This is a genomic window from Rhizobium chutanense (genome assembly GCF_002531935.1).
GTDB lineage: Bacteria > Pseudomonadota > Alphaproteobacteria > Rhizobiales > Rhizobiaceae > Rhizobium > Rhizobium chutanense.
The window spans coordinates 310,558-335,258 of sequence record NZ_NWSV01000004.1 but is presented as its reverse complement, the minus strand read 5'-3'; the positions used below and the strand labels follow the sequence as shown (position 1 = coordinate 335,258).

Genomic DNA, 24,701 nt, shown 5'->3' with positions numbered 1-24,701 from the left:
AGCATATGTCAATTGCGGGAGAGCGGTAATTTCGTTCCGGCCAACGCCCGTTCTTCGAGCACCGTGTGGCGGAAGCGGAAGAGCTTGGCCGGCCGGCCGCCGGTTTCGCTTTCGGTGCCGCCGGTTTCCTCGACCAGTTCCTGCTGTTCGATCAGCCGGCGGAAATTCTGCTTGTGCAGCGTCAGGCCGGCGAGCGCCTCGATGGCGCGCTGCAGCTGCAGAAGGGTAAAACTCTCCGGCATCAGCTCGAAGACGACGGGGCGGTATTTGATCTTGGCGCGCAGCCGGGCGATTCCGGTCGCGAGAATCCGGCGATGATCGGCAAACATCGCCCGGCCGAGATTGGTCTCCGCTTCGCATCCGGCCTCAGTGACGAGCCCCGCCTCGTAAAGCAGTTCGTAGCGCTGCAGCGCCAGATCCTCGTTCCAGCCGCCGCCGTCGAGGCCGAAGGTGAAATCCGCCCGGCGATGGCGGTGGTCGCGCCTGGGCGGATCGGCATCGGCCCAGGCCTTCAGGCGCGCCATGATCTCATCCAGCACCACCGGGCGGCCCTGCCGATGATCTTCCCAGGGAAAATATTCGTACCAGCCGTGCCATCCCGGCCGCCCGGCGCCCGATTGCTCGTTGACGAGGCCGAGATAGCTGATCGAGATCGTCCGACCGCCCGGGATATCGTTGTTCCGGTCGCGGTCGGCAAAGGTATAGAGCTGTTCGAGATAGCCGACGGGATGCTCGGTCTGCTCCTGCACCCATTCGCGCAGGCCCGATTGCAGGGTGCGATGGCCCATTTCGAAGGGGCCTGACGGCAGCGCATTGCCGGAACGGATCGTCATCACGCGCGGCTCGTCCCCCGTCACCGCGACGAGCACCGCAATCAATTCCGCATGCGCAAAGCCGATCGTCACAGGGGCCCGAATACTCCGTTCCGGTTGGGTCGAACGGATCATTCCTGACACAGGGCGGGACGGAAGCCAACGGTAGGTTCCCCCTTCTCCCCAGCGCCCTCACCTATTCCCCGTCTCACTTCTCAACTGCTGCAGGAAAACCTTCAGTTCCGCCTCGTCGATGCCGACGTTGTGGCGCTTTTCCGGATAGGCGCCTGTTTTGACATCCTCGGCGAATTCGCTGAAGGCGGCGATGCGTTCGCGCTGCAGCCGGTCGTGTTCGGCGGCGAAGTTGCGATAGACCTTGGCATGGCGGGGATAGTGGTCACGATTGGCGCCGAGCACGTCGTCGGCGAAGAGATATTGGGCGTCGCAGCCGCTGCCGGCGCCCATGGAGATCATCAGCATCGAGGTGTTGCTGCTGATGGCGGCAGCGACATCAGCGGGCACGACTTCGATTTCGGCGGCGAAGGCGCCGGCCTCTTCCAGCGCCTTGGTCTGCCGCCAGATCTCGGCCGCACTTGCCGCCGTCTTGCCGACGGCGCGGAAGCCGCCAGTCCAGGTGGCCTTCGATGGGATCAGCCCGAGATGGCCACAGACCGGGATGCCCTCGTCGCGCATGCGCCGGATCGTCTGCAGGCTGGCGGCGCAATAGACCGCGTCGCCGCCGGCCTTCAGCGCGGCAAAGGCGGCGCGCAGATAGTCCTCGGCCGAGACATGGTCGCCATATTCGAGGCCCGGAATGGCAAAGGGCGTCGGGGCGATCTCGCGAAAGACCGGGCCGAGCAGCGAGGGCGGCACCGAGACGATGTCGATCCCCGCCTTTTCCGCCGCTTCCGCCTCCTCCAGCGAGGTGACACGCAGCATGGTGAGCTGGCGCTTGCCCTTTTCGGCAAGCAGATCGGCGACGGTCGCGCGTCTATGTTTCTTCATCGTCAATTCCCTTGAAAATATTGGGTGAAAATATCGGGTGAAAATATCCGGCGGCTCAGGCGGCCAGCAGGGATTTCAGTTTGATGTCGCTGGCTGCAAGTGCCGCCGGATCCGGATGGGCGCCGGCGGCGATGAGCATTTCGGCGAGGCGGATGTCGCGCGCCACCGCATTGCCGGGGCCGATGCCGCTGGCGGCAATCAACCGCCCGCCGGCATCGAGATGGAAGAGAATGAAGGCGCCTGCGCCGAGGTCGCGGCGCTGATGCGTGACGGCGCCTTCGGCAAGGCCCGCAATCTGCAGCGTCATGTCGTATTGATCCGACCAGAACCACGGCACGGACGAAACAGCTTCATTGAGGCCGAGCATGTTGGCCGCGGCCAATGTGCCCTGCTCCTGGGCATTGCGCCAGGATTCGAGCCGCACCCGCCGGCCGCCATAGATCGACAGCGGGAAGGAGCAGCAGTCGCCGGCGGCAAAAACATCCGGTGCCGATGTCTGGAGATAGGGATCGACTGATATGCCGTTGTCGATCGTGAGCCCTGCCCTTTCGGCGATCTCGACATTCGGCCGCGCGCCGATGCCGACCAGGGCGAGGTCGGCTTCGATGACCTCGCCGCCCGACAGCCGGATCAGCGCCTTGCCGCCTTCCGCAGTCAGCGCTTCGATCGAGACGCCGCAGCGGAGGTCGACGCCTTCGGCGCGGTGGCGTTCGGTCAGGAGATGGGCGATCTCCTCGGGCACGCCGCGCTTCAGCACGCGTTCCAGCCCCTCGATGACGGTGACCGCGGCGCCGAGCAGGCGCGCGGTCGCTGCAAGTTCCAGCCCGATGAAGCCGCCGCCGATAATGGCGATATGCTTCCCCGGCTTCATCACATCGCGCAGCGCCGCCGCATCATGATGCGTCCGCAGCGAGCGAATATGGGCGCTGCCGTCCGGCGCGCCGGGAAAAGCGCGCGCGGCGGCACCCGTCGCCAGCAGAAGCCTGTCATAGGAAAGCGTCGTCCCGTCGGAAAGCGTGACGGTCCTGGATGCCGCGTCGAAATCCCTGGCTTCCAGACCGGTCAGCAGCCGGATGCCGCTGTCTTCATATTTTTCCACCGTCGCGATGAATTTCGGATCGCTTGCATCGGCGGCCCCCGCTTTCGACAGCGGCGGGCGTTCATAGGGATGAAGAGTTTCGGCGCCGACAAGCGTGATCTCGCCGTCAAAACCCTTTTCCCGCAATGCGAAGGCGGCGCGCGCCCCGCATTCGCCGGCGCCCAGGATAACGAAATGAGCCACGGCAGCCTCCCTCAGACCGAGATGAAGACGGCGCCGCCTTCGACCTTGACCGGATAGGTCTTGAGGTTGACGCAGACCGGTGCGCCCTTGGCTTCGCCCGTCTTGTAGTTGAAGCGGCCATTATGTTTCGGACATTCGATGATCTCATCCATAACAAGCCCGTCGGCGAGATGGATATGTTCATGGGTGCAGAGCCCATCGGTCGCGAAGAATTCATCGTCGGGGCTGCGATAGACGGCGAAGGTGCGCCCGTCGTGATCGAAGCGGATGACATCCTCTTCGTCGATCTCCTCCTTGCCGCAGACTTTGATCCAGTTTCCGCTCATCTTATCCTCCCTCGATCGTGATTATTGCGCGGCCGGAGCCAGCTCGGTGTGGAATTCTTCGCGATAAGGCCGTGCCGTGGCCGGCAGTTCGCGCTTCAGGAAATAATCCTCGTTGCGCAGCTGGCGCAGGAAGGCCGGGATCATCTCGCGATAGCCGGACAAGATCGACGGATTCGGCGCCGGCAGGTCGTGCTTGATCATCGCATGCAGCCTCGGCAGCGCGTGGTAGGGCACCATCGGGAACATGTGATGTTCGACGTGGTAGTTCATGTTCCAGTAGATGAAGCGGCTGATCGGGTTCATATAGACCGTGCGGCTGTTCAGCCGGTGGTCGATGACGTTGTCGGCCAGGCCGCCATGCTGCAGCAGACCGGTCAGCACATGGTGCCAGGCGCCGTAAAGGCGCGGCAGGCCGATCAGCATCAGCGGCAGGATCGAGCCCATGGCGACCGCGGCGGCGATGGTGGCGATATAGATCACCAGCCAGATGCGGGCGAAACGGATCGCCTTCGGCTGCTCCATCTCGGGAATGAAGGTCTTTTCCGCCGCGCTGATGACGCCAAAGGCGTTACGCAGCATGTCCACCATCGCATGCCAGGCGTCGAGGATGCCGAAGAAATTGAGCACCAGCCGGAACAGATCCGGCGGCCGCATGACGGCGATTTCGGGATCGCGGCCGACGATCACCGTATCGGTGTGATGGCGCGTATGGCTCCAGCGCCAGGTCACCGGATTGCGCATGATCATGAAGCAGGCGATCTGGTAGACGGCATCGTTCATCCAGCGCGTCTTGAAGGCGGTGCCGTGACCGCATTCGTGCCAGCGGCTGTCGGAGGCCGAGCCGTAGAGCACGCCGTAGGCGAGGAAGAAGGGCAGTGCGATCCACGAACCCCAGAAGTAGATGCCGAGTCCGGCAAAGATGACCATGCTGCCGAGCCAGATGACGGTGTCACGGATCGCCGGCGCATCGGAGCGCTGCATCAGCGCCTTCATCTCCTTGCGCGGAATATCGGTGTGATACCATTCGGCTGCCGCCAGCCCCGTCTCGACGGCGGTGCGGCCGCTTTCGCCGAGCAGGTCGTAGTCTCGTTTCTTTGCCTGGATCGCCATTGTCCGCCTCCCGTTATGCCGTTGCCGAAGAGAATAGGTTGACTTCGGAAGAGGCTCAATGCAGGCTTGATGCAATCTATCAAAAACAATCATGAATGGCTCGCATTCGTGATTGAATCCATCAGGAACGTCATGCGCCGCCCCACTATATCCGATCTCGCCCGCGCCTCCGGCGTCAGCGTCGCCACCGTCGACCGGGTTCTCAATGCCCGCCACCGCGTGCGCGAGGAAACGGCGCGGCGGGTCTATGACGCGGCGCAGGAGATCGGCTATCATGCCGTCGGCCTGATCCGGCAGCGCGTCTTCGAGGATCTGCCGCAATATAAGCTGGCCTTCCTGCTGCAGAAACCGACGCAGGCCTTCTACCAGAGCTTCGTGCGCGAGATCGAAACCGCAGCGCGTTTGGTGACCAGCGCGCGCATCCAGACGCAGATCGATTTTCCCTCCGCCGCCACACCGGCGGCGATCGTCGAGAAGATCAAGACGCTCGGCGCCCGCAATCAGGCCGTTGCGCTCGTCGGCCCGGATTATCCGGCGGTGACGACGGCGGTCGAGGAATTGAAAGAGCGCGGCATTCCGGTCTTCTCGCTGCTTTCCGATCTCGCCACCGGCGTGCGTGACGCCTATGTCGGCGTCAACAACCGCAAGGTCGGGCGCACCGCCGCCTGGACGATTGCGCGAACGGCGAAGAAGCCCGGCAAGGTCGCCTGTTTCGTCGGCAGCCATCGTTTCCACGGCCATGAATTGCGCGAGATCGGCTTCCGCTCCTATTTCCGCGAGAATGCGCCGGAGTTCGATGTCGTCGATACGCTGATCAATCTGGAGACCGCCGAAATCACCCATGAGGCGACGCTGACGCTGCTGCAGAAACATCCCGATCTCGTCGGTCTCTATGTCTGCGGCGGCGGCATGGAAGGGGCGATTTCCGCATTCCGCGAGGAAGGCGTCGACGGCCGGATCGTGCTTGTCGTCAACGAGCTGACGCCGGAGAGCAAGGCCGGTCTTGCCGACGATATCGTCACCATGGTGGTCGCCACCCCGCTGCCGGCGCTCTGCAAGGAGCTTTTGTCGCTGATGCTCGGCGCGATCGAGCATGGCGAGGCCGCGGTTCCCGGCCAATCCTTCCTGCCTTTCGATATCTATATCTCCGAGAACATCTGAGGCCAGAGAACATCCGGTAAATGATGGAATTCTATCATTCCGGCTGACATTCTTGCAGCAATGAGGGTGATCACCGATGGATTGCCTCGGGAATTCCGATAGAGATTCGCTCGCCCATTCACGAGGAACTGCTCCGCCGATATCGCGGAGACGAGGAGGATAATCCGTCATGACTTCGATCCGCTTTGCGCTCAACCATATGGCCGCGCCGTCGCTCGCCATCGATGATTTCTTCGCGCTGGCAAAGTCGCTCGGCATTGATTCTGTCGAGATCCGCAACGACCTTTCCGGCAATGCCATTCTCGACGGCACCAAACCCGAAGCGATCAGAGAGGCCGCTGCCCGTCAGGGCCTGACGATCATCTCGATCAATGCCCTGCAGCGTTTCAACGAGTGGAATGAAGCCCGTGCGCGCGAAGCGCAGGAACTGATCGATTATGCCAGCGCCTGCGGCGCCAAGGCGCTGGTCCTCGTTCCGAAGAACGACGGCACCGGCTGTGCCGACGGCGAACGCCAGGTCAATCTGCGCCAGTCTCTGGCGGCGCTGAAGCCGATGCTTGAAAAAGCCGGAATCACAGGCCTCGTCGAGCCGCTTGGTTTCGAGATTTGCTCGCTACGCTCGAAAACCGAGGCGGCCGAGGCGATCAGGGAGCTCGGCGCACAATCGACCTTCAGGCTCGTCCACGACACCTTCCACCATCACCTTGCCGGTGAAGCCGCGACCTTCCCGGAACTCGCCGGCCTCGTGCACATTTCGGGCGTCAGCGACCCTGCCGTTTCCGTTGCCGACATGCGCGACTCCCATCGTGTGCTCGTCGGCGCCGACGACCGGCTCGACAATGCCGGGCAGATTAAGGCGCTGCTGCAGGCGGGCTATGCCGGCCCGTTCTCCTTCGAGCCCTTCGCAGCCGAGGTGCATGCGGTCAAGGACCCGGCCGGCGTGCTCCGCGCCAGCATGGACTATCTCAACGCGCGGGTCTGAGACAAGGTCTTCTCCGTCATGCTCGGCCTTGCGCCGAGCATCTGCCCGCTGCAATTTGTTGACAGAAAAGTTTTTGTTTTCAGATGCTTAATTGGAGGTGCGCAGATCCTCGGCACAAGGCCGAGGATGACGTCGCGGGTTTGTCGCTGCCCGTAGCGAGCAAGATCGCCTGTTGTTGATCTCCGAGGGGCCGCGCCACCAGCGCGGCCTATCTTCGACTTTATTCTCTGCCCCGGAACCGGCGCTGATAGGCCGGATCATAGAGCGAGCTCTCGCGGAAATCCTCCGCTGTGAGCGACGGGCCGACGAAGATGATCGCCGTGCGTTCGATCGGTTCGGCCGCAACCTTTGTCTCGATATCGGCGAGCGTGCCGGAGAGGATGCGCTCGTCCGGCCAGGAGGCCTTGACGACGATCGCGACCGGGCAGTCGGCGCCGTAAAGCGGCGTCAATTCCTCCACCACCTGCTTGAGCGCATGGATCGCCAGATGGATCGCCAGCGTGGCGCCGGTGGCACCGAATTTCGCCAGCGTCTCGTCGTTCGGCATCGGTGAGGCGCGGCCGGAAACGCGGGTCAGCACCAGGCTTTGCGCGACGGCAGGGATGGTCAGTTCGCGCCCAAGCGTCGAGGCTGCGGCAGCAAAGGCCGGAACGCCCGGCGTCATCGTATAGTCGATGCCGTGTTTTTGCAGCCGGCGCACCTGTTCGGCCACCGCACTCCAGACCGAGAGATCGCCGGAATGCAGCCGGGCGACATCCTGGCCGGCCGCGGCGGCTCTGAGATATTCCGCCTCGATTTCATCGAGCGACATCGGCGCCGTATCGACGATACGCGCATCCGCCGGGCAATATTGCAGCAGTTCGGGCGAGACGATCGAGCCGGCATAGAGGCAGACCGGGCACTGGCCGATGAGATCGCGGCCGCGCACCGTGATCAGATCCGCAGCCCCTGGCCCCGCGCCGATGAAATGCACCCTCATGCCGTTATCCTTTCGTCCAGCGCCACTGCGTTACCGGCATGGCCGGCCGCCAGCCGCTCATGCTGCCGACAGGCGCGGCGCGCGATATTTCGATCCGTGTCAGCGTGCCGCCGCGTTTGGCGTGTTCCAAGAGCAGCATGGCTTCCATCTCCAGCGTCACCGCATTGGCAACGAGCCGCCCTCCCCGCTTCAGCGCGGCAATCGCGGCGTCGATGACGCCGGGCTCGCTGCCGCCGCCGCCGAGGAAGATCACATCCGGTTCCGGCAGGCCTTTCAGCGCATCGGGGGCGGTCCCTTCGATGACGGCAAGATGCGGCACGCCGAAGGCGGAGGCGTTGCGGGCGACGCGTGCCGCCCGCTCCGGCGATTGCTCGATGGCGATCGCTTTCAGGCTGGGATCGGCGAGCATCCATTCGATGCCGATCGATCCCGAGCCGGCGCCGATATCCCAGAGCATTTCGTCGTGACGCGGCGCAAGCGCCGACAGCGTCATTGCCCGGATTTCGCGTTTGGTGATCTGCCCGTCATGCTCGAACAGTTCGTCCTCGAGCCCTGCGGCAAAAGGCAGAATGCGAGCCCCCTCCCCTGCCGCAACGGTGACGGCGCAGACATTCAGAGGATCGATGTCCGCGAGATCGAAATCCGCCGCCACAGCCCGTCTCTGCCGTTCCCGAGCACCGCCGAGCGCCTCGAGCACGGTAAGCTGCGACTGACCGAAGCCGGCGGCGGCAAGCAGGGCGGCCAGCTCGCCCGGCCCCTTCTCGTCCGAGGTCAATGCGAGAATGCGCCGCCCGGGGTGCAGATGCGGCCGGATCAGGTCGATCGGCCGTCCATGCAGCGAGATCGTCGCGACTTCCTGCAGCGGCCAGCCAAGGCGGGACGCGGCAAGGCTGAAGGCCGAGGGCGCCGGGATGGTGCGCATCTCTTCCGCCGCGATATGGCGGGAGAGCGTGGCGCCGACGCCATGGAGGAAGGGATCGCCGGAGGCGAGCACGACAACCGGCGTGCCGCGCCGTTCGAGCACGGCCTCGACCGAGCGCTCGAACGGGCTCTGCCAGGAAAGTCTTTCGCCGGATATCAGCGAGGCGGCGAGCGCGTGATGCCGCGATCCGCCGAAAACGGCGGGTGCCGATGCGATCAGCCTCCTCGCCTCTTCGCCCAGCCCTGCTGGACCATCTTCGCCGATGCCGATAATAGTCAGCCAGCGCGGGCCGGATGTAGGAGAGAGATCAGACATGGGAAGACCTCGCATCCTGATCCTCGGCGGCACCAGCGAGGCGCGTCTGCTCGCCGAAGCGTTGGCGGCACGGGGAGATGGCGATATTCTGCTGTCGCTGGCCGGGCGCACCGAAAAACCGGCCGCACAGCCGGTTCCGGTTCGCGTCGGCGGTTTCGGCGGCGCTGCAGCGCTCGCCGATTTCCTGAAGGCGGGCGGATATCAGCTGCTGATCGACGCCACGCACCCTTTCGCCGAGCGCATTTCCGCCAATGCCGCCTTTGCGGCTGAGGCCACCGGTATTGTTGCGATCGCTCTGCGCCGTCCCGAATGGCAGCGTCTGCCGGGCGACCGCTGGCGGGACGCGCCGAGTATTCCGGCGGCCATCGCAGCGCTCGGCCCCTCCCCCCGCAAGGTCTTCCTGGCGACGGGCCGGCAGGGCGCGCATCATGCGGAAGCGGCGCCGCATCATCGCTATCTCGTCCGCAGCGTCGACCCTGTCGAGCCGCCGCTTGGGCTCGATCATGTCGACTATGTGATTGATCGTGGGCCGTTCACGCTGGAAGGCGAATGCGATCTGCTGAGGCGGCACGACATCGATGTCATCGTCGCCAAGAACAGCGGTGGCGGCGCCACCTATGCGAAGATCGAGGCAGCCCGCCTGCTCGGCATCGATGTGATGATGGTCGCACGCGCGCCGGCCTCCACGGTCACGGCGGTCGATACCGTCGAAGCGGCGCTGGCGGTGATCGATCACCTCTTTCCTCCCGCTAGGAAACGCGGGGTATAGACGAGATCCGGCCTGCCGGGCCGGGCGACGATGCGGGTCTCGGCGGAGCCGATGATGATGCAGGTCGCCATATCGGCAATCGAGGCATCCGCCTGCGATAGCTGTTGGACGGCGATGCGCTCGTCCGGCCGCCCGGCCGCCCGCCCGAAAATAACCGGTGTCGCCGGGGGCAGATGGTCGCGCAGCAGCTTGAAGGCGTCGCCGAGCTGCCAGGGCCGCGCCCGGCTGATCGGATTATAGAGGGCGATGACAAAGCCTGCCTTCGCCGCCAGTTCAAGGCGTTTTTCGATTATATTCCAAGGCTTTAGATTGTCGGATAATGAGATGGCGCAGAAATCGTGGCCAAGCGGCGCGCCGGCCCTTGCCGCCACCGCCAGCATCGCCGTGATGCCGGGCAGAATGGTGAGATCGACCGCGCGCCATGCTGCCGGGCCGTTCTCGATCGCCTCGCAGACGGCCGCCGCCATGGCGAAGACGCCGGGGTCGCCGCCGGAGACGACGCAGACTTTCGCACCGTCAGCTGCCATGGAAAGGGCCGCCTCGGCCCTGCTCAGCTCCTCGCGATTGTCCGAGGCATGACGCAGCTGATCGTCGCGCAGTTGCAGCCTGTCGAGATAGGGTCCGTAGCCGAAGAAATCCGTTGCCTGGTCGACGACATCAAGCGCTTCCGGCGTCATCTGCTCGGGATTGCCGGGACCGGTGCCGATCACGAAAAGCTGGCCGCTCATCGGCTCTCCTCCCAGCCCGGCACCAGCACCAGCGAAAAATACGGGGCATCGCCTTCGGCCTTGTCGACAAGCTTTTCCATTGCTGCATTGGCCATGGTGCCGCGCTCGACATAGACGGCTTCGGCAAGCCGGCCGGCTGCCGCCAGCGCCCGGCGGATCTTCGGCAGGTTGCGGCCGACCTTCATGATGACGGCGGCCTGCGTATCGGCCAGGCGGCGGGTCAGCTCGGTCTCGGCCATCGTACCGGGCAGTACGGAAAGCACGTCGTCACCCTGGACGATCGGCATGCCCACCAGCGACCAGCAGCCGGACATGGCGCTGATGCCGGGGATCACTTCCGTCGGGTAGCGCTGGGACAGCCTGACATGCAGATGCATATAAGAGCCGTAGAACAGCGGGTCGCCTTCGCTGAGCACGGCGACGGTGCGCCCGGCATCGAGATAACAGGCGACGGCTTCGGCGGAGCGATCGTAGAATTCGGTGATCAGGCTCCGGTAGCGTTCGTCGTTCTTGTCGATCTCGGTGGTGACGGGATAATAGAGCGGCAGCAACGTCGTGCCGGGTTTCAGCAGCGGCTCGACGATCGCCTTGCCGTTGCCCCCCCTGCCCTGCTTGGCGAAATAGGCGATCACGTCGGCGCCTTCGATGGCGCGGACGGCCTTGAGGGTCAGCAGTTCCGGGTCGCCGGGACCGGTGCCGACGCCGATGAGACGGCCTGATGTCGTCATAGGCCGGGCCTCGCCAGTGCATTGATGGCGGCTGCCGTCATGGCGCTGCCGCCGAGCCGGCCGCGCACGATGGCGAAGGGGACGCCATAGGAATTTTCCGCCAGCGCATCCTTGGATTCGGCCGCGCCGACGAAGCCGACAGGCATGCCGAGGATCGCGGCGGGTTTCGGGGCGCCGTCGCGCAGGAGTTCGAGCAGGTGGAACAGCGCGGTCGGTGCATTGCCGATGGCGACGACGCTGCCGCCGAGCCGGTCGAGCCAGAGATGCATGGCGGCGGCCGAGCGGGTATTGCCGGTCTCGCGCGCCAGCTCCGGTGTGGCGGGATCGCGCAGTGTGCAGATCACCTCGTTCAGCGCCGGCAGCCGCGCCCGGGTGATGCCATGGGAGACCATTTCCGCGTCGCAGAAGATCGGCGCCCCGTCCTTCAGCGCGGCGCGCGCCGCCCCGACGACATCGGCGGAGAAGACGAAATGCTCCGCCGCCTCGACCAGCCCGCAGGCATGGATCATGCGCACGGCGATTTCGGCTTGCTCTTCGGTGAAGCGCGAAAGATCGGCCTCGGCGCGGATGATCGCAAAGGAACGCTCGTAGATCGCGTCGCCGCTGCGGATATAATCGTAGTCTGGCATTCCTATTCCTGTCGCAGCGCCTCTAAAATGCCGGTTGCGCCAAGCCGTGTAAGGCAGGCGGCAGCCGATTCGCCAGCGCTTCTGTTGTCTTCGATGGACCGGGCGAGCCTCTCTATAGCGAAATCGATCCGACCGCCAGCGATCCGTTCGTCCGGCTGATCCGCGGCCAACCCGTTGAGGATGAGGTTATAACCCTCGGCGGTGCCCGTCAGGGTCAGCGCCGGCCGCGCATGGGCGCAGCCCTTGGCGCAACCGGTGAGATGCAGCGTCAGCGAACCGTCGAACAGGGTGGGGGCTGCGGCAAGGATGCGGCGCGCCAGAGTTCTCGTCTCGTAGAAGGCCGAGCCGCAGGCGCCGGCGCCGGCGCAGGCGGCGATATGTTCGCTCCTCTGGCCGGCTTGCGCGCCGAAGCCATGCTCCGCTGCTGCGATCTGCATAGCCGGCACTGTATCTGCTGGAAGCCCGATGAGGAAGAAACCGCGGCCGGGTGCAAGCCGAATGGCTGTTGCGCCATGGGCCTCCGCGAGATCGAGCAGGGCGGTCAGATCGGGCGCCCGCATCTGTCCGAATTCCGGGCGGACGCCGAGCACGGTTTTGCCATCTGCCAGCCGATGCCGGCCGGATAGCGGCATGTTTGCCGCGCGTGACGGAATGGCGCGAAGCTGATCCATAGCGGGAAAACGCGCCCGCAGCAGCGCCGGATCGATATGCCGTGCCCGCCTGCCCTGCCCGAGCGCGGCCAGCAGGCTCAGAATTTCGCCGGCGGCCGATATCGCCGCCTCCGCAGGACCGGTCGCCACGGGTGTTGCCGTCGCACCGTCGCCGTCGATCGCGAGCAGCCAATCCGAGTGGGATACGGCGACGAGACGGATATCGGCAGAAAGCGCCGACAGATGGAATGCTCCGCCGCCGTCGACGACGATCGACAGTTTCGGCGCAAGCCGCGGCGAGGCGAGCAATTCGGGGAGGCTATTGCGCAAGGCCAGTTCCATCGCCGCCGGATCGCTCACCTCTTCCGGATCGATGCCGTGCAGCGGCGAGGTCTCGATCGCCGGCCCGTCCGGCACGGCGATCCCGGCGGCATGGATATCGGCAGCGAGCGGTCCGACCGTCTCGGCCCGCAGCCCGCGGATCTGCAGATTGCCGCGCGCGGTGATCTCGAGAATGCCGTTTCCGTGTGCGGCGGCGGCGCCGGCAAGGCTTGCAAATTGCGACAGCGTCAGCGCGCCGCCGGCCGGTCGCAGCCGCACCAGCAGACCGTCGCCGGTCGGCATCGGCGCCGACAGGGCCGGGCAGGCGCCGCGGGCGCGGATCTTCGCCGCCTGGCGACCGTGCCGGTCTGCCTCGCTTGTCCTGTCGATCACTGTTGCGGCCTCAATTCCCATGCTCAATCCTCTGATCATGTCTTACATGATCGCAGCCGGTGCGGCAAAACATGATGGAAACGGTTTGGGCCGGTTATTCCTCGAAATCCCGTCCCTTGCGCAGGAGATAGATGTCCATGATCCAACCGTGCCGCCGCCTGGCTTCGGCCCTCAGCGTCACAATGTCGGCGGCGATATCGCCGAGCCGTCCGGATCTGACGATCTCATCCTCGGTGCCGAGATAGGCGCCCCAGAAGATCTCGGCATCGGGATCGTCGATCTTGGCAAAGGCCTGTTCGCCGTCGAGCATGACAACAGTCGTGGCCGCCTGGAGCCCGTCCTGCGCCAGCCGGCGCCCGGTGGTGATCTCGATTGGCTTGCCGACAAGGTTGACCGGGATTTTGTGGCTGGCCGCGAGAGCCTGGATGCTGGTGATGCCGGGAATGACGCTGTAGTCGAAATCCAGGCCGGCTGCCTGCCGCACACGTTCGATAATACGGATCGTGCTGTCATAGAGACTGGGATCGCCCCAGACGAGAAAGGCGCCGCGGCTCTCATCCGGCAGACCGGAGATCAGCGCTTCATAGATGCGGGCGATTTCGCCGTGCCAGGCGTCGACGCTTTGCGCATAGGTTCTTTCCGTCGTCTGGCGTTGCGGCACCTTGAATTCTGAAATGCTGACGCCCGGTCGCGTGATGTAGCGTTCGCAGATGTCACGCCGGATTTCGGCGAGCTCTTCCTTGCCTGCGCCCTTGACCGGCAGGAAGATCGCGTCGGCCGCGTTCATCGCATTGATCGCCTGGATGGTGAGGTGCTCCGGGTTGCCCGTGCCGATGCCGATGATAAGGATGTGCTTCAAGCCGATACTCCCGTGATTCCTGGTGGTCTTGCCGAAAAAGCCTGCTCGCCGCAAGGCCGGGGAGAAAGAGTTGGCCGCGGCCAACCAAGCCTGTGGATGGCGCTAAGGCCCCATTGTTGCTGCAAATCCCGAATCGTGTCACTTTCGATACGCTTTTTGACGCTATGTTGACAGAAAAGCGCATCGAAAAGGATTGAGTGTTTTGGACAACATTAGCGTATCGACGACAGATGTACGGATCGAGCGGCATGCGAACCAGCTTTCGCGGCAGCTGAAGCTGCTGCGCGACAAGCTGTTTCCGCCGCTCGCGCAGAAGACGCTGCGCACATTCTCCTCCGGCGAGGCGGCGCAGATGATCGGCGTTTCCGACGGCTATCTTCGCCAGCTGTCGCTCGATGGCAAAGGCCCGCAGCCGGAGCTTTCGCAGAATGGCCGGCGCTCCTATACGCTCGGCCAGATCAATGAATTGCGCCATTATATGGCAAAGCTCAAGCCGAAGGATGCGCTTTCCTATCTGCCCTGGCGGCGCCCCGGCGAGAAGCTGCAGACGGTTGCCGTTACCAATTTCAAGGGCGGATCGGCCAAGACGACGACGACGCTTTATCTGGCGCAGTATCTGGCGCTGGAAGGGTACCGGGTGCTCGCCATCGATCTCGATCCGCAGGCCTCGCTGTCTTCCATGCTCGGCGTCCAACCGGAATTCGATCTTGCCGACGGCGATACGCTCTATGGCGCCATCCGCTACGATGCGGGGCGCAAGCCGCTGAAGGACATTGTCCGCAAGACCTATTTCGACGGGCTCGATCTGGTGCCGGGCAATCTCGAACTGATGGAATTCGAACATGAGACGCCGCGGGCGCTCAACGATCGCCAGAAGCCGGCGGAGCTGTTCTTCCGCCGCGTCGGCGTTGCCATTGCCGAGGTCGAGGCCGATTACGACGTCGTGGTGATCGACTGCCCACCACAGCTCGGTTATCTCACCCTCGGCGCCGTCTGCGCCGCGACATCGCTGCTGATCACCATCCATCCGCAGATGGTCGATGTCGCCTCGATGTCGCAATTCCTGCTGATGACTTCGGATCTGCTCTCCGTCGTGCGCAAGGCCGGCGGTGATCTGCAGCATGATTTCATCAAATACATCGTCACCCGCCACGAGCCTTTCGACGCGCCGCAGTCGCAGATCGTGGCGCTGCTGCGCAGCCTGTTCGGCGACGACGTGCTGACGGCGACCATTCTCAAATCGACGGCGATCGCCGATGCCGGCCTGACCAAGCAGACGCTCTTCGAGATCGAGAAGGGGCAGGTGCGCCGCTCGACTTACGATCGGGCGCTGGAATCGGTCAACGCCGCCAACAGCGAGGTTCTCGCCGGCATTCACAAAGCCTGGGGCCGCACATGAGCAGACGCGATCGCCTGAAAGGCCTCTTCGACGATACGGCGCAGGAGTTGGCCGCGGCCAACTACGAGGAGACGTCTTTACGCGGATCGGCCGGGCCGGTGCGGACAATGGCGCTGACCCTCGGACGCATGGAGGAAGAGAGCAGGGCGATGCAGGAGGCCTTGCTGTCCGGCGAACGCATCGTCGAGCTCGATCCCGATCTGATCGATTCCTCCTTCGTCCGCGACCGCCTGGCCGATCAGCTCGAGATCGAAGACGAGCTGGTGCAGTCGATTGCCGAGAACGGCCAGGAAGTGCCGATCCTCGTGCGCCGTCATCCCGATGACGAGCAGCGCTATCAGATCGCCTACGGCCATCGCCGCCTGCAGGCCGTCAAGCTGCTCGGGCGCAAGGTGCAGGCGATCGTCCGTCAGCTCGACGATACCGATGTTGTCATTGCGCAGGGCATCGAAAATTCGGCGCGCCGCAATCTCTCCTACATAGAGCGCGCCGTCTTTGCGCTCAATCTCGAGCTCAAGGGTTTTGAGCGACCTATCATCATGAAGGCACTGTCGACCGACAAGACGGAGCTGTCGAAGCTGCTCTCCGTCGCCAGGGCCATCCCGGCCGAGATCGTCAGGTCGGTCGGCGCTGCGCCCGGCATCGGGCGACGCAAATGGATGGCGCTTGCCCAGGACTGGAACGGGATGACCGCGGCGCGGCTTGCCAAGCTCGTCGGCTCGGAACGCTTCATGGCCGAGGAGAGCGACCGCCGTTTCGAGCTTCTGATTGCCGAACTCGCCAGAAAAGAGGCGAAGCCCGAACCCACGGAATATGACTGGAAGCCGAAGAGCGGCGGCAGGATTGCCGGCCGAATCAAGAGCGCCGGCAATTCCTTCACGATCGCGTTGAAAACCGGCGATGCGCCGGATTTCGGCGCTTACATTTCACGCCGTCTCGATGAGCTTTACGAAGCCTATCGGGCCGGCAAGTTGCAAGCAGGAGAGTAGGCCGCAAAAGAAAAAAGCCTCCGAACGTTGCCGCCGCGGAAGCCTTTCTCATATCTGGACAATCTGAGAATCGCACTTCCTCGAATCACTGTCAAGCGTCTTCGGCATCCTTTTGGGTGGTAGGTTTCTTTTGCCTTGAAAAAAGGTGAGGGACATGGAGCCTCAATATGTATCGACGCCCTTTGGGCGGCGATCGATGACGCTTGGCATGCTGGCAAGCCAGGAGAATGCCAGCAAGGTCGATCCGGACGCATCGGTCGACAAGTGGAAGATCTTTCGCGCGCTCTGCGAAGCAAAGGAGCTGGTCGGCGTATCCGATCGTGCGCTCGCGGTTCTCAACGCGCTCTTGACCTTCTACCCGAAGAACGAGATTGCCGAGGCCAATGGCTTCGTCGTCTTCCCCTCGAACGAACAATTGTCGCTGCGCACGCACGGCATGGCCGGCACGACGCTGCGGCGGAACCTGGCAATGCTGGTCGAAGCCGGCCTGATCATCCGCAGGGACAGCCCGAACGGGAAACGTTTTGCCCGTCGCAACGGCGAGGGCGGGCTTGGAGAGGCCTTCGGCTTCAGCGTGGCGCCGCTCCTTGTCCGCGCCCGCGAGATCGAGGCGCAGGCGGCTGAGGTGATGGCTGCCAAGCTCGAATGGAAGCGCCTGCGGGAGCGGTTGACGCTTTGCCGGCGAGATATAACCAAGCTCATCGAGATCGCGCTGGAAGAGCAGATTGCCGGCGAATGGATCGAGATGCAGCAGCATTTCAACCTGCTGTCCGCAAGCCTGCCGCGCCGCCCGTCGGCCGTCGAGATGGAAGGACTGCTGGCCGATCTCGAAGCCTTCCGCGAGATGATCGTCAAGACGCTGGAATTGAAGACGAAAACAGAAGAAACAGACGCCAATGACAGCCAAAACGGTCGGCACATACATAATTCAAACCCACACCCCATATCTGAACTTGAACCAAGCTTCGAATCGAAGCAGGACGCAAAGCCGGAGGACGAAACGCGGCCGTGGCGGGAGCCGCCGAAATCCTTCCCGCTTGCCATGGTGCTGCAGGCTTGCCCGGAGATCGTTGCTTACGGACCGGGCGGCGGGGTCGGCAGCTGGCGGGATCTGATGGCCGCAGCCGTCATCGTCCGATCGATGCTTGGCGTCAGCCCGAGTGCCTATCAGCTGGCCTGCGAGGTCATGGGCCCGGAAAACGCCGCGACGGTGATCGCCTGCATTCTGGAAAGGGGCGGACATATCAACTCGGCCGGCGGCTATCTGCGCGATCTGACACGGCGGGCGGAGCGCGGCGAGTTCTCGCTCGGGCCGATGCTGATGGCGCTGATGCGGGCAAATGGGCCGGTAGCGCGGAAAACCGGATGAACAGCTGTGAAAAAGCTTCGCGCCAGCTGCGTCGGCTAAACGAACAGGCGGCTGGTCGATCAGACATCTCAGCCAATTCCTCCCCCGTCCTTTTGTTGAAATACGCCGTTAACCATGTCATACATGACGGAAGGAAACATGCGTTTTGCTTCCATTTGTGAGAAACCGTAAAGCTTAACAATGCGCTACGATATTGACGGTGTCATGCTTCAGGCCCTGCTTCCCGCCTTTGCCGCGGCAGAGGATGCGGTGGCGCGGCTGGACGAGCGGGTGTTGCGCTCGCCGGTCGGTGGCGGATTTGCCGAACGCAGCCATTTCTTCGATGCCGCCGGCGCGCTCTGGGTGGCGGGCGAACTCGTGCATGTCGAGGATCTGGTTTTGCACGATGCGCATATGGACAGCCGCGCCCCCAGCCACGAACTGACGATCGCCCATTCCGTGCTGCGGGCACGGCGGCGCATCTGGACCGGCGAACCCTCCTGGGCGCTGGGAGCGCCGGGGCTTGCAGCGCTGACGGCGACGCTCGGGGAAGGGGAGGGCGACGCGCGGGAAGCGAAGCGTCCCGAGGCTGCCGCCGAAGCAGACGAGGAGGGCGAGGATGAAGACGGGCCGCTCGCCGCCGAAATGGCGGAGATCGACGCGATCCTCGCGCGCTCGCAGAAACTCATCGATATCCATACGGGAAAGGCGCCGGCAAGCGAGCAGGTCGCAGCCCCGCCCGCAAGGCGAAACGAAGATCCTCTGGGCCTGCTCGGGGACGACGAATGGGACGAGGAGCAGCGGCTGGCGGAGTGGCGGAGTGTGCTGCCGCTGGCCGACAGCTTGCCGCCTGTTCTCGGCGCCGTCATCCTGTTCGAAGCCTGGGAGAGGATCGAGCCGCTGCGGCGCCAGCACTGGCTCGGCGGCCTTCTCATCGCCGGCCATCTGCGCGCCCGCGGCAAGGTCGCCTCGCATCTGTTTTCTTTCTACGGCGGGCTGAAACTGGTGCGCCATGAGCGTCGCCGGGCCCGCGACCGGGCGACCCGGCTGCAAGCCTTCCTGGAGGCGATGCATCTGGGCGCCACGGCCGGGCTCAAGGAACTCGATCGGTTGACGCTGGCGCGCACGCAGATGGAGCTGCGTTTTCGCGGCCGCCGTTCGAACAGCAGTCTGCCCGAACTTGCCGATTTCATCCTGTCGCGGCCGATGGTCTCGGCGGCGATGATTGCCCGTCATCTGCGGATCACGCCACGCGGCGCGCTCAATCTCGTCAACGAGATCGGCATCCGCGAAATCACCGGCCGCGGCCGCTATCGCGCCTGGGGTATCATCTGAAACGAAAATGAAAACGGCCAGGTGTTGGCCCGGCCGTTCCTTGACGTGAGCACCCGGTCCGCCATCCTGTCACAGGCGGCAGACCAGGCGCTCTTGCGCTTCCATTGCCCCCGGAAGCGCAGTCCTATTCCCGCTCGCCCGTGAAGTTGAGCAGAAGCTGGAAGATGTTGACGAAGTTCAGGTAGAGCGACAGCGCACCGAAGACGGCGAGCTTCTGGTTCGATTCCTGATCGTAGTTTTCCGAATATTGTTCCTTGATGTTCTGCGTGTCGTAGGCGGTGAGGCCGACGAAGACGACGATGCCGATCACCGAGATCGCGAACTGCAGCGCGCTCGAACCCAAGAAGATGTTGACGATGCCGGCAATGATGATGCCGAAGAGACCCATCATCAGGAACGAGCCCATCTTCGACAGGTCACGTTTCGTCGTGTAGCCGTAGAGGCTGATGGAACCGAACATCGCGGCGGTGATGAAGAAGGTCTGGGCGATGCTCGTCTTGGTGAAAACCAGGAAGACGGAGGCGAGCGACAGGCCCATCACGGCGCAGAAGGCCCAGAAGGTGATCTGGGCGGTGCTGGCCGACATCGTCTGGATTTTGAACGAGAAGAAGAAGACGAAGGCGAGCGGCGCCAGCATCACGACCCACTTCAGCGGCGAGCCGAAGATCGGGACGTAGAGGGCCGGCGTCGAGCCGACGACGAAGGCGACGAGGCCTGTGATGACGAGGCCGAGAGCCATATAGTTATAGACGCGCAGCATATGCTGGCGCAGGCCCTCGTCGAAGAGGGCCTGGGTGCCGGCTGCGGCGCCGTAGCGGGAATTGATCGGGTTCATGCTGATCTCCTCGGTTTGAACTAATAGAGTGAGCGGGCGAGCCGTTCGGCCGCCTGGTCGAGATTGAGACCGCTATCGGCGGCGATCAGCGCATAGGCGACCTCGCCGATCTGCCAATAGGCGGCTTCTGCTTTCTGAAGCGTGAGATGACTGACCGGCTTGACCTCGAAGGCGCCCGGACGGACGGCGAAAAGCGACAGCCGCTTTCCATCCGACTGCTCGATCGCCATTTCGACGCTGGGGCCGAATTCGGACGGGAAGATCTGCACGTCGGCGACTTTCCAATCCCCAGGCAGTTCGGGCATGACGATCGCGGTGGCGGCGCGAATATCGTCGGCGCTATAGGTGGCCGGCGTCTGCGGCGGCATCGATTGGCGCAGTGCCGCGGTCTGATAGGCGCGCACAGCATCCTCGACATAGGCCGGTGCCGGCACCGACGCCGATACCTCGGTGGCCGAGAAGGCGCCGAAGGAATTGTGCGCCACCCAGCCGGCGGTCACTAGAATGCCGACGGCGGCGACGCGCTGCAGGGAATGGAAAATGCGGCCATAGGAAAGGCCGCGTTCCAGCCGGCGGGCGGCATCGCGGGTCTCGGGGCGGCCGAAGGCACTTTCGCCGGCAAGCGCCAGGCGCAATTCGCCCTTCATGCTGAGATCGGCCATGACCTTGGCGGCAATTGCCGGGTGGTCGGAAAGATAGGATTCCACCTGGATGCGGCGGGTGACATCGAGCTCGCCATCCACATAGGCGTCGAGATCGGCATCGAGGATCGGATCAATTGCTTTCATTGTCATCTCCTCGGATTAATCTCAGATGCGAAACGCGCGGCGTCTTCTCCTCGAATTCGCGCAGCTGGGTGCGCGCACGCGAGATGCGCGACATCAATGTGCCGATCGGAATGCCGAGCGCATGGGCGGCTTCCTGATAGGAGAGATCCTCGATCGCCACGAGATGCAGCGCCTCGCGCTGTTCCTCCGGCAGGCCGAAGAAGGCATCTCGCACCTGCTGCAGACGCACCGCATGTTCCTGCCCGGCCGGCAGCGACTGCTCGGCTTCGACAGCCGCCTCGTCATGGCGGCGCGTCAGCGACCGGTTCTGGCGCAGGCGGTCGATATGGGCATTGTGCAGGATGGAGAGCAGCCAGGTGCGTAGATTGCCGCCGCTGCGGAAGCTCTTTTTCTTCTCGAGGGCGCGCACCAGCGCATCATGAACCAGATCTTCCGCCTCATCCGCATTGCGCACCAGCGCGCGCGCGTAGCGCCTCAGCGCTGCAAGCTGTCCGATGACATCGAAGGGGCGTTCTTTGCGGTCCATGATTGAGTATACGGAAGTGCGACGTATTTTATTCCAGCGGGCGCAAAAAAATCGTCCGGGCCGAGGATCGCCGCCTGAAAAATAATCAAAATTTCCTTCTCCGGCGGATGTGCACCTTAAATCGGCGATTGTTTATGACAATTACATGACAGATCATGACGCCGCTGATTTGAGGGGAAATAAAGAATGAAGGAAAAGAAGCGGGTCTACGAAGCTCTCGTGGACGGCGCCATGGAAGGGCTGACGGATCAGGCGCTTTATGATTTCGTCAAGGCACGTTGCCCGAATGCCACCAGCAAGAAGATCGTCCGTGCTTCGCTTCTTGCGCTGACCGATCCTCATCTGAAAGACCGCAATATTCTCGACGTGATCTATGCGCTGGCGATCAAGCATCGGCTGGATGGCGGCGAAGACGAGGAGGCCGACGAGCAGGTTCAATCCTCGCAGGCGGCCAACCAGAACACCCCCCAGTTTTCCTGATCCAGTCGCCTCAAGGGTCAGCTGCCGTCCGAAAGCTCTTCGAGGATCGGACAGTCCGGCCTGTCATTGCCGTGGCAGGCATGCACGAGCTGCTCCAGCGTGCGGCGCAATTCCGAGAGTTCGCGGATCTTGCGGTCGATCTCGGTAAGCTTGGTCTCGGCGATATCCTTGACGTCGGCGCTCGCCCGGTCCTTGTCCTCGTAGAGCGCCAGCAACTGCCGGCATTCCTCGACAGAAAAGCCGAGGCCGCGCGAGCGCTGCAGGAAGCGCAGCTTGTGGACGTCGGCGGCGGCATAGTCGCGATAGCCGTTTCCGCCCCGTTCGGGGCGGATGAGGCCGATATCCTCGTAATAGCGGATGGTCTTCGACGGCAGACCCGACCGCTGCGATGCTTCGCCAATATTCATCGGCGTCTCCTATAGTTTTGCAAAACGCAGTCTCAGCGCATTCACGATCACCGAGACCGACGAGAGGCTCATGGCCGCCGCCGCGATCATCGGCGACAGCAGCAGCCCGAAGACGGGATAGAGCACGCCGGCTGCGACCGGAACGCCGAGCGCATTATAGCCGAAGGCGAAGCCGAGATTCTGGCGGATGTTGCGCATCGTTGCCTCCGCCAGCCGCCGCGCCCTGACGATGCCGGTGAGATCGCCCTTCACCAGGGTGATGCCGGCGCTTTCCATCGCAACATCGGCGCCGGTGCCCATGGCGATGCCAACATCGGCAGCGGCGAGCGCCGGTGCGTCGTTGATGCCGTCGCCGGCCATGGCGACGATAGCGCCTCTGGCCCGCAGCTCGTCGATCAGCGCCTTCTTGCCTTCCGGCAGCATGTCGGCCCGCACCTCGTCGATGCCGAGGCTTTTGGCCACCGCTTCGGCCGTGCGCTTGTTGTCGCCCGTCGCCATGACAATCTTCAGCCCGCTTTCGTGCAGCGCCTTGATGGCGGCAGCCGTCGTCGGTTTGATCCGGTCGGCAACGGCGACGAGACCGGCAAGCGCGCCGTCGAGCACCACGAACATCACCGTCTTGCCGTCGCCGCGCAGAGCTTCGGTCTTGTCGGAAAGCCCCGCCGGATCGATGCCGAGATCGGCGAGCATCGCCGCATTGCCGAGCGCCACCCTCGCGCCGCCGGCAAGACCCTGCACACCCTTGCCGGTCGTCGCCTCGAAGCCGGTGACGTCCACGAAGGCGACGCCGCGCTCTTCGGCGCCGGAAACGATCGCTTCGGCCAGCGGATGTTCGGAACCGCGCTCAAGGCTTGCCGCCAGCGACAGCAGCCGGTCTTCCCCGACGCCGCCGAGGACGATGATGTCGGTAAGCTTCGGTTTACCCTCGGTCAGCGTGCCGGTCTTGTCGACGATCAGCGTGCCGACCTTGGAGAAGCGCTCCAGCGCTTCCGCGTCCTTGATCAGTACGCCTGCCTGGGCGCCGCGGCCCGTGGCGATCATGATCGACATCGGCGTCGCCAGACCGAGCGCGCAAGGGCAGGCGATGATCAGAACGGCGACGGCGGCCAGCAGCGCATGGGCAAGGCTCGGCTCCGGTCCGATCGCGGCCCAGACGAGGAAGGCCAGAATGGCGACGGCGACGACGGCCGGCACGAAGATGGCCGACACCCGGTCGACGGCGCCCTGGATCGGTGCGCGCGAGCGCTGCGCCTTGGCGACCATGTCGACGATGCGCGACAGCACCGTGTCGGCACCGACCTTCTCGGCCGCCATGACGAGGGAGCCGTTCTTGTTGATCGTGCCGCCGGTCAATGCATCGCCCTTCGACTTCTCGATCGGCAAGGGCTCGCCCGATATCATCGATTCGTCGACGGTCGACTGACCCTCGAGAACGGAGCCGTCCACCGGCACCCGCTCGCCGGGGCGCACGCGCAATCGGTCGCCGGTCTGGATCTCGTCCACCTCAACATCGCTCTCGCTGCCGTCGGCAGCGATGCGCCGCGCCGTCTTCGGCGCGAGGTCGAGCAAAGCGCGGATCGCCGAACCGGTACGCTCGCGTGCCTTCAATTCCAGCACCTGGCCGACGAAGACGAGCGCGACGATGACGGCGGCGGCCTCGAAATAGACGGGCACGGCTGCGCCGTGGCCACGGAAGCTCATCGGGAAGAGATCAGGGGCCAGCGTGGCGATGACGCTGTAGACATAGGCGGTGCCCACGCCGAGGCCGATCAGCGTCCACATGTTCGGGCTGCGGTTGACGACGGATGCCCACGCACGGCGGAAGAAGGGCAGGGCGGCCCAGAGCACCACCGGGCTCGCCAGCAGAAGTTCGATATAGGTCGCCAGCGGCTCGCCGATCATGTCCCGCAGCGGCAGGCCGAGCATCGGCCCCATGCCGAGCGCCAGCAGCGACACAGCAAGCACGGCGCTGACCCAGAGCCGCCTGATGAAATCGACGAGCTCCGGGTTCGGACCTTCGTCGGTAGGCGGAATGCCCATCGGCTCCAGCGCCATACCGCATTTCGGGCAGTCGCCGGGCCGGTCGCTGATGACTTCCGGATGCATCGGGCAGGTATAGAGCGTGCCCTTCGGCGCCGGCTTTGCCGGCGGGCGCTGGCCGTCGCGATAGGCGGAGGGATCGGTTTCGAATTTTGCCTTGCAGCCGGCTGAGCAGAAATAGAATTTCTCACCCTCGGCTTTCAGGAAATGCTTCGCCGTCGAGCGATCGACGCTCATGCCGCAGACGGGATCCTTCGCCGTCAGGTAGTCCTGTGGCGCAGCCGCAAATTTCGTCCGGCAGCCCTCGGAGCAGAAATGATAGAGGCGGCCCGCGTGATCGAACGAAGGTTTGCCGGCCTGCGGATCGACGGTCATGCCGCAGACGGCATCACGAGTGACCGCGTCGGCAGCTTTTTTCGAGCCATGGCCGCAACAGCTGTGATCGTCGCTATGGGCGTGACCATGAGGATGGTCGTGATCGTGTTTGATAGTCATGCCTGTCTCCTATGCCCGAGGGGCAGTTGGAGAGGTTTATCCACCTTCCAGCAACTGGAAGGTCAAGCGCTAATTTTGGCAAGCCCGA

Annotated in this window: 25 protein-coding genes; 8 read left to right on the top strand and 17 right to left on the bottom strand. The window is 63.9% G+C overall.

Annotation, left to right across the window (positions count from 1 at the left end; translation table 11 throughout):
* Window positions 1-8: 8 nt before the first annotated feature.
* Genes CO666_RS08900 through CO666_RS08880 form a run of 5 tightly spaced genes read right to left on the bottom strand, consistent with a single transcriptional unit; the run spans window position 9 to window position 4,535 of the window.
* Window positions 9-947, bottom strand: coding sequence for an NUDIX hydrolase (locus CO666_RS08900; RefSeq protein ID WP_179869642.1), 939 nt, complete (start codon window positions 945-947; stop codon window positions 9-11).
* 57 nt (window positions 948-1,004) lie between these two features.
* On the bottom strand, window positions 1,005-1,817 hold the full coding sequence (locus tag CO666_RS08895; RefSeq protein ID WP_097611691.1) for a 3-methyl-2-oxobutanoate hydroxymethyltransferase: 813 nt from the start codon (window positions 1,815-1,817) through the stop codon (window positions 1,005-1,007).
* A gap of 55 nt (window positions 1,818-1,872) precedes the next feature.
* Window positions 1,873-3,099, bottom strand: a complete 1,227-nt coding sequence (locus CO666_RS08890) for an NAD(P)/FAD-dependent oxidoreductase (RefSeq protein WP_097611690.1) — start codon at window positions 3,097-3,099, stop codon at window positions 1,873-1,875.
* Window positions 3,100-3,110: 11 nt separating this feature from the next.
* Window positions 3,111-3,425 carry a MocE family 2Fe-2S type ferredoxin gene (locus CO666_RS08885; protein WP_097611689.1) on the bottom strand — a complete coding sequence of 105 codons (315 nt, stop codon included), beginning with the start codon at window positions 3,423-3,425 and terminating at the stop codon, window positions 3,111-3,113.
* A 21-nt stretch (window positions 3,426-3,446) separates the two neighbouring features.
* Window positions 3,447-4,535: a fatty acid desaturase family protein gene (locus CO666_RS08880; RefSeq protein ID WP_097611688.1), complete on the bottom strand. Its 1,089-nt coding sequence runs from the start codon at window positions 4,533-4,535 to the stop codon at window positions 3,447-3,449.
* Window positions 4,536-4,667: 132 nt separating this feature from the next.
* Between CO666_RS08880 and CO666_RS08875 the strand changes: the two genes are divergently transcribed.
* Window positions 4,668-5,696, top strand: coding sequence for a LacI family DNA-binding transcriptional regulator (locus CO666_RS08875; protein ID WP_097611823.1), 1,029 nt, complete (start codon window positions 4,668-4,670; stop codon window positions 5,694-5,696).
* 169 nt (window positions 5,697-5,865) lie between these two features.
* Complete coding sequence (locus CO666_RS08870) at window positions 5,866-6,678, top strand: TIM barrel protein (protein ID WP_097611687.1); 813 nt, start codon at window positions 5,866-5,868, stop codon at window positions 6,676-6,678.
* A gap of 220 nt (window positions 6,679-6,898) precedes the next feature.
* Here the strand turns inward: CO666_RS08870 and cobM are convergent, their stop codons facing one another.
* Window positions 6,899-7,657, bottom strand: coding sequence for a precorrin-4 C(11)-methyltransferase (gene cobM / locus CO666_RS08865; protein ID WP_097611686.1), 759 nt, complete (start codon window positions 7,655-7,657; stop codon window positions 6,899-6,901).
* A gap of 4 nt (window positions 7,658-7,661) precedes the next feature.
* The gene (gene cbiE / locus CO666_RS08860) at window positions 7,662-8,894 is read right to left on the bottom strand and encodes a precorrin-6y C5,15-methyltransferase (decarboxylating) subunit CbiE (protein ID WP_097611685.1); all 1,233 of its coding nucleotides are present in this window, start codon (window positions 8,892-8,894) and stop codon (window positions 7,662-7,664) included.
* Here cbiE and CO666_RS08855 point away from each other — a divergent pair.
* Complete coding sequence (locus tag CO666_RS08855) at window positions 8,893-9,663, top strand: cobalt-precorrin-6A reductase (RefSeq protein WP_097611684.1); 771 nt, start codon at window positions 8,893-8,895, stop codon at window positions 9,661-9,663. The two genes, cbiE and CO666_RS08855, sit on opposite strands and share 2 nt — an antisense overlap.
* Here the strand turns inward: CO666_RS08855 and CO666_RS08850 are convergent.
* The 5 genes from CO666_RS08850 to cobF form a co-directional block, all read right to left on the bottom strand.
* Window positions 9,627-10,391, bottom strand: a complete 765-nt coding sequence (locus CO666_RS08850; protein WP_097611683.1) for a precorrin-3B C(17)-methyltransferase — start codon at window positions 10,389-10,391, stop codon at window positions 9,627-9,629. The two genes, CO666_RS08855 and CO666_RS08850, sit on opposite strands and share 37 nt — an antisense overlap.
* Window positions 10,388-11,119 carry a precorrin-2 C(20)-methyltransferase gene (locus tag CO666_RS08845; RefSeq protein WP_097611682.1) on the bottom strand — a complete coding sequence of 244 codons (732 nt, stop codon included), beginning with the start codon at window positions 11,117-11,119 and terminating at the stop codon, window positions 10,388-10,390. The genes CO666_RS08850 and CO666_RS08845 overlap by 4 nt, the downstream gene beginning before the upstream one ends.
* Window positions 11,116-11,748, bottom strand: coding sequence for a precorrin-8X methylmutase (locus CO666_RS08840; RefSeq protein WP_097611681.1), 633 nt, complete (start codon window positions 11,746-11,748; stop codon window positions 11,116-11,118). Before CO666_RS08840 ends, CO666_RS08845 begins: the two co-directional genes overlap by 4 nt.
* Before the next feature lie 2 nt (window positions 11,749-11,750).
* Entirely contained in the window at window positions 11,751-13,133 is a 1,383-nt protein-coding gene (gene cobG, locus CO666_RS08835; RefSeq protein WP_097611680.1) for a precorrin-3B synthase, read from the bottom strand.
* Between the two features lie 73 nt (window positions 13,134-13,206).
* Window positions 13,207-13,971 carry a precorrin-6A synthase (deacetylating) gene (gene cobF, locus CO666_RS08830; protein ID WP_097611679.1) on the bottom strand — a complete coding sequence of 255 codons (765 nt, stop codon included), beginning with the start codon at window positions 13,969-13,971 and terminating at the stop codon, window positions 13,207-13,209.
* A gap of 202 nt (window positions 13,972-14,173) precedes the next feature.
* Here cobF and repA point away from each other — a divergent pair, with 202 nt between their 5' ends.
* The 4 genes from repA to CO666_RS08810 all read left to right on the top strand — a co-directional run bounded on the left by repA (window position 14,174) and on the right by CO666_RS08810 (window position 19,042).
* Window positions 14,174-15,370 carry a plasmid partitioning protein RepA gene (gene repA, locus CO666_RS08825; RefSeq protein ID WP_097611678.1) on the top strand — a complete coding sequence of 399 codons (1,197 nt, stop codon included), beginning with the start codon at window positions 14,174-14,176 and terminating at the stop codon, window positions 15,368-15,370.
* Complete coding sequence (repB, locus tag CO666_RS08820; RefSeq protein WP_097611677.1) at window positions 15,367-16,359, top strand: plasmid partitioning protein RepB; 993 nt, start codon at window positions 15,367-15,369, stop codon at window positions 16,357-16,359. The genes repA and repB overlap by 4 nt, the downstream gene beginning before the upstream one ends.
* Before the next feature lie 154 nt (window positions 16,360-16,513).
* The gene (gene repC / locus CO666_RS08815; RefSeq protein WP_097611676.1) at window positions 16,514-17,728 is read left to right on the top strand and encodes a plasmid replication protein RepC; all 1,215 of its coding nucleotides are present in this window, start codon (window positions 16,514-16,516) and stop codon (window positions 17,726-17,728) included.
* Between the two features lie 180 nt (window positions 17,729-17,908).
* A complete protein-coding gene (locus CO666_RS08810; RefSeq protein WP_097611675.1) occupies window positions 17,909-19,042 on the top strand; it encodes an RHE_PE00001 family protein in 1,134 nt (377 codons plus the stop codon).
* Between the two features lie 124 nt (window positions 19,043-19,166).
* On the opposite strand, the gene CO666_RS08805 is transcribed toward CO666_RS08810, so the two are convergent.
* From CO666_RS08805 to CO666_RS08795, 3 genes are read right to left on the bottom strand one after another with little or no spacing between them, the layout of a single operon-like run.
* Complete coding sequence (locus CO666_RS08805; protein ID WP_085739705.1) at window positions 19,167-19,877, bottom strand: Bax inhibitor-1/YccA family protein; 711 nt, start codon at window positions 19,875-19,877, stop codon at window positions 19,167-19,169.
* Between the two features lie 20 nt (window positions 19,878-19,897).
* Complete coding sequence (locus tag CO666_RS08800) at window positions 19,898-20,665, bottom strand: anti-sigma factor family protein (protein ID WP_097611674.1); 768 nt, start codon at window positions 20,663-20,665, stop codon at window positions 19,898-19,900.
* The gene (locus CO666_RS08795) at window positions 20,652-21,191 is read right to left on the bottom strand and encodes a sigma-70 family RNA polymerase sigma factor (RefSeq protein WP_097611673.1); all 540 of its coding nucleotides are present in this window, start codon (window positions 21,189-21,191) and stop codon (window positions 20,652-20,654) included. The genes CO666_RS08800 and CO666_RS08795 overlap by 14 nt, the downstream gene beginning before the upstream one ends.
* Window positions 21,192-21,377: 186 nt before the next feature.
* Here CO666_RS08795 and CO666_RS08790 point away from each other — a divergent pair, with 186 nt between their 5' ends.
* On the top strand, window positions 21,378-21,671 hold the full coding sequence (locus CO666_RS08790; protein WP_097611672.1) for a hypothetical protein: 294 nt from the start codon (window positions 21,378-21,380) through the stop codon (window positions 21,669-21,671).
* Between the two features lie 17 nt (window positions 21,672-21,688).
* On the opposite strand, the gene cueR is transcribed toward CO666_RS08790, so the two are convergent.
* Window positions 21,689-22,078, bottom strand: a complete 390-nt coding sequence (gene cueR / locus CO666_RS08785; protein WP_097611671.1) for a Cu(I)-responsive transcriptional regulator — start codon at window positions 22,076-22,078, stop codon at window positions 21,689-21,691.
* A 9-nt stretch (window positions 22,079-22,087) separates the two neighbouring features.
* Entirely contained in the window at window positions 22,088-24,613 is a 2,526-nt protein-coding gene (locus tag CO666_RS08780) for a heavy metal translocating P-type ATPase (RefSeq protein WP_097611670.1), read from the bottom strand.
* Window positions 24,614-24,701: the final 88 nt, after the last annotated feature.

Excerpts from the sequence above, each read along its gene's own strand:
- CO666_RS08900 (WP_179869642.1), bottom strand. The coding sequence starts at position 947 with ATGATCCGTTCGACCCAACCGGAACGGAGTATTCGGGCCCCTGTGACG.
- CO666_RS08895 (WP_097611691.1), bottom strand. The coding sequence starts at position 1,817 with ATGAAGAAACATAGACGCGCGACCGTCGCCGATCTGCTTGCCGAAAAG.
- CO666_RS08885 (WP_097611689.1), bottom strand. The coding sequence starts at position 3,425 with ATGAGCGGAAACTGGATCAAAGTCTGCGGCAAGGAGGAGATCGACGAA.
- CO666_RS08880 (WP_097611688.1), bottom strand. The coding sequence starts at position 4,535 with ATGGCGATCCAGGCAAAGAAACGAGACTACGACCTGCTCGGCGAAAGC.
- CO666_RS08875 (WP_097611823.1), top strand. The coding sequence starts at position 4,668 with ATGCGCCGCCCCACTATATCCGATCTCGCCCGCGCCTCCGGCGTCAGC.
- CO666_RS08870 (WP_097611687.1), top strand. The coding sequence starts at position 5,866 with ATGACTTCGATCCGCTTTGCGCTCAACCATATGGCCGCGCCGTCGCTC.
- cobM (WP_097611686.1), bottom strand. The coding sequence starts at position 7,657 with ATGAGGGTGCATTTCATCGGCGCGGGGCCAGGGGCTGCGGATCTGATC.
- CO666_RS08855 (WP_097611684.1), top strand. The coding sequence starts at position 8,893 with ATGGGAAGACCTCGCATCCTGATCCTCGGCGGCACCAGCGAGGCGCGT.
- cbiE (WP_097611685.1), bottom strand. The coding sequence starts at position 8,894 with ATGTCTGATCTCTCTCCTACATCCGGCCCGCGCTGGCTGACTATTATC.
- CO666_RS08850 (WP_097611683.1), bottom strand. The coding sequence starts at position 10,391 with ATGAGCGGCCAGCTTTTCGTGATCGGCACCGGTCCCGGCAATCCCGAG.
- CO666_RS08845 (WP_097611682.1), bottom strand. The coding sequence starts at position 11,119 with ATGACGACATCAGGCCGTCTCATCGGCGTCGGCACCGGTCCCGGCGAC.
- CO666_RS08840 (WP_097611681.1), bottom strand. The coding sequence starts at position 11,748 with ATGCCAGACTACGATTATATCCGCAGCGGCGACGCGATCTACGAGCGT.
- cobG (WP_097611680.1), bottom strand. The coding sequence starts at position 13,133 with ATGGGAATTGAGGCCGCAACAGTGATCGACAGGACAAGCGAGGCAGAC.
- repB (WP_097611677.1), top strand. The coding sequence starts at position 15,367 with ATGAGCAGACGCGATCGCCTGAAAGGCCTCTTCGACGATACGGCGCAG.
- repC (WP_097611676.1), top strand. The coding sequence starts at position 16,514 with ATGGAGCCTCAATATGTATCGACGCCCTTTGGGCGGCGATCGATGACG.
- CO666_RS08810 (WP_097611675.1), top strand. The coding sequence starts at position 17,909 with ATGCGCTACGATATTGACGGTGTCATGCTTCAGGCCCTGCTTCCCGCC.
- CO666_RS08805 (WP_085739705.1), bottom strand. The coding sequence starts at position 19,877 with ATGAACCCGATCAATTCCCGCTACGGCGCCGCAGCCGGCACCCAGGCC.
- CO666_RS08800 (WP_097611674.1), bottom strand. The coding sequence starts at position 20,665 with ATGAAAGCAATTGATCCGATCCTCGATGCCGATCTCGACGCCTATGTG.
- CO666_RS08795 (WP_097611673.1), bottom strand. The coding sequence starts at position 21,191 with ATGGACCGCAAAGAACGCCCCTTCGATGTCATCGGACAGCTTGCAGCG.
- CO666_RS08790 (WP_097611672.1), top strand. The coding sequence starts at position 21,378 with ATGAAGGAAAAGAAGCGGGTCTACGAAGCTCTCGTGGACGGCGCCATG.
- cueR (WP_097611671.1), bottom strand. The coding sequence starts at position 22,078 with ATGAATATTGGCGAAGCATCGCAGCGGTCGGGTCTGCCGTCGAAGACC.
- CO666_RS08780 (WP_097611670.1), bottom strand. The coding sequence starts at position 24,613 with ATGACTATCAAACACGATCACGACCATCCTCATGGTCACGCCCATAGC.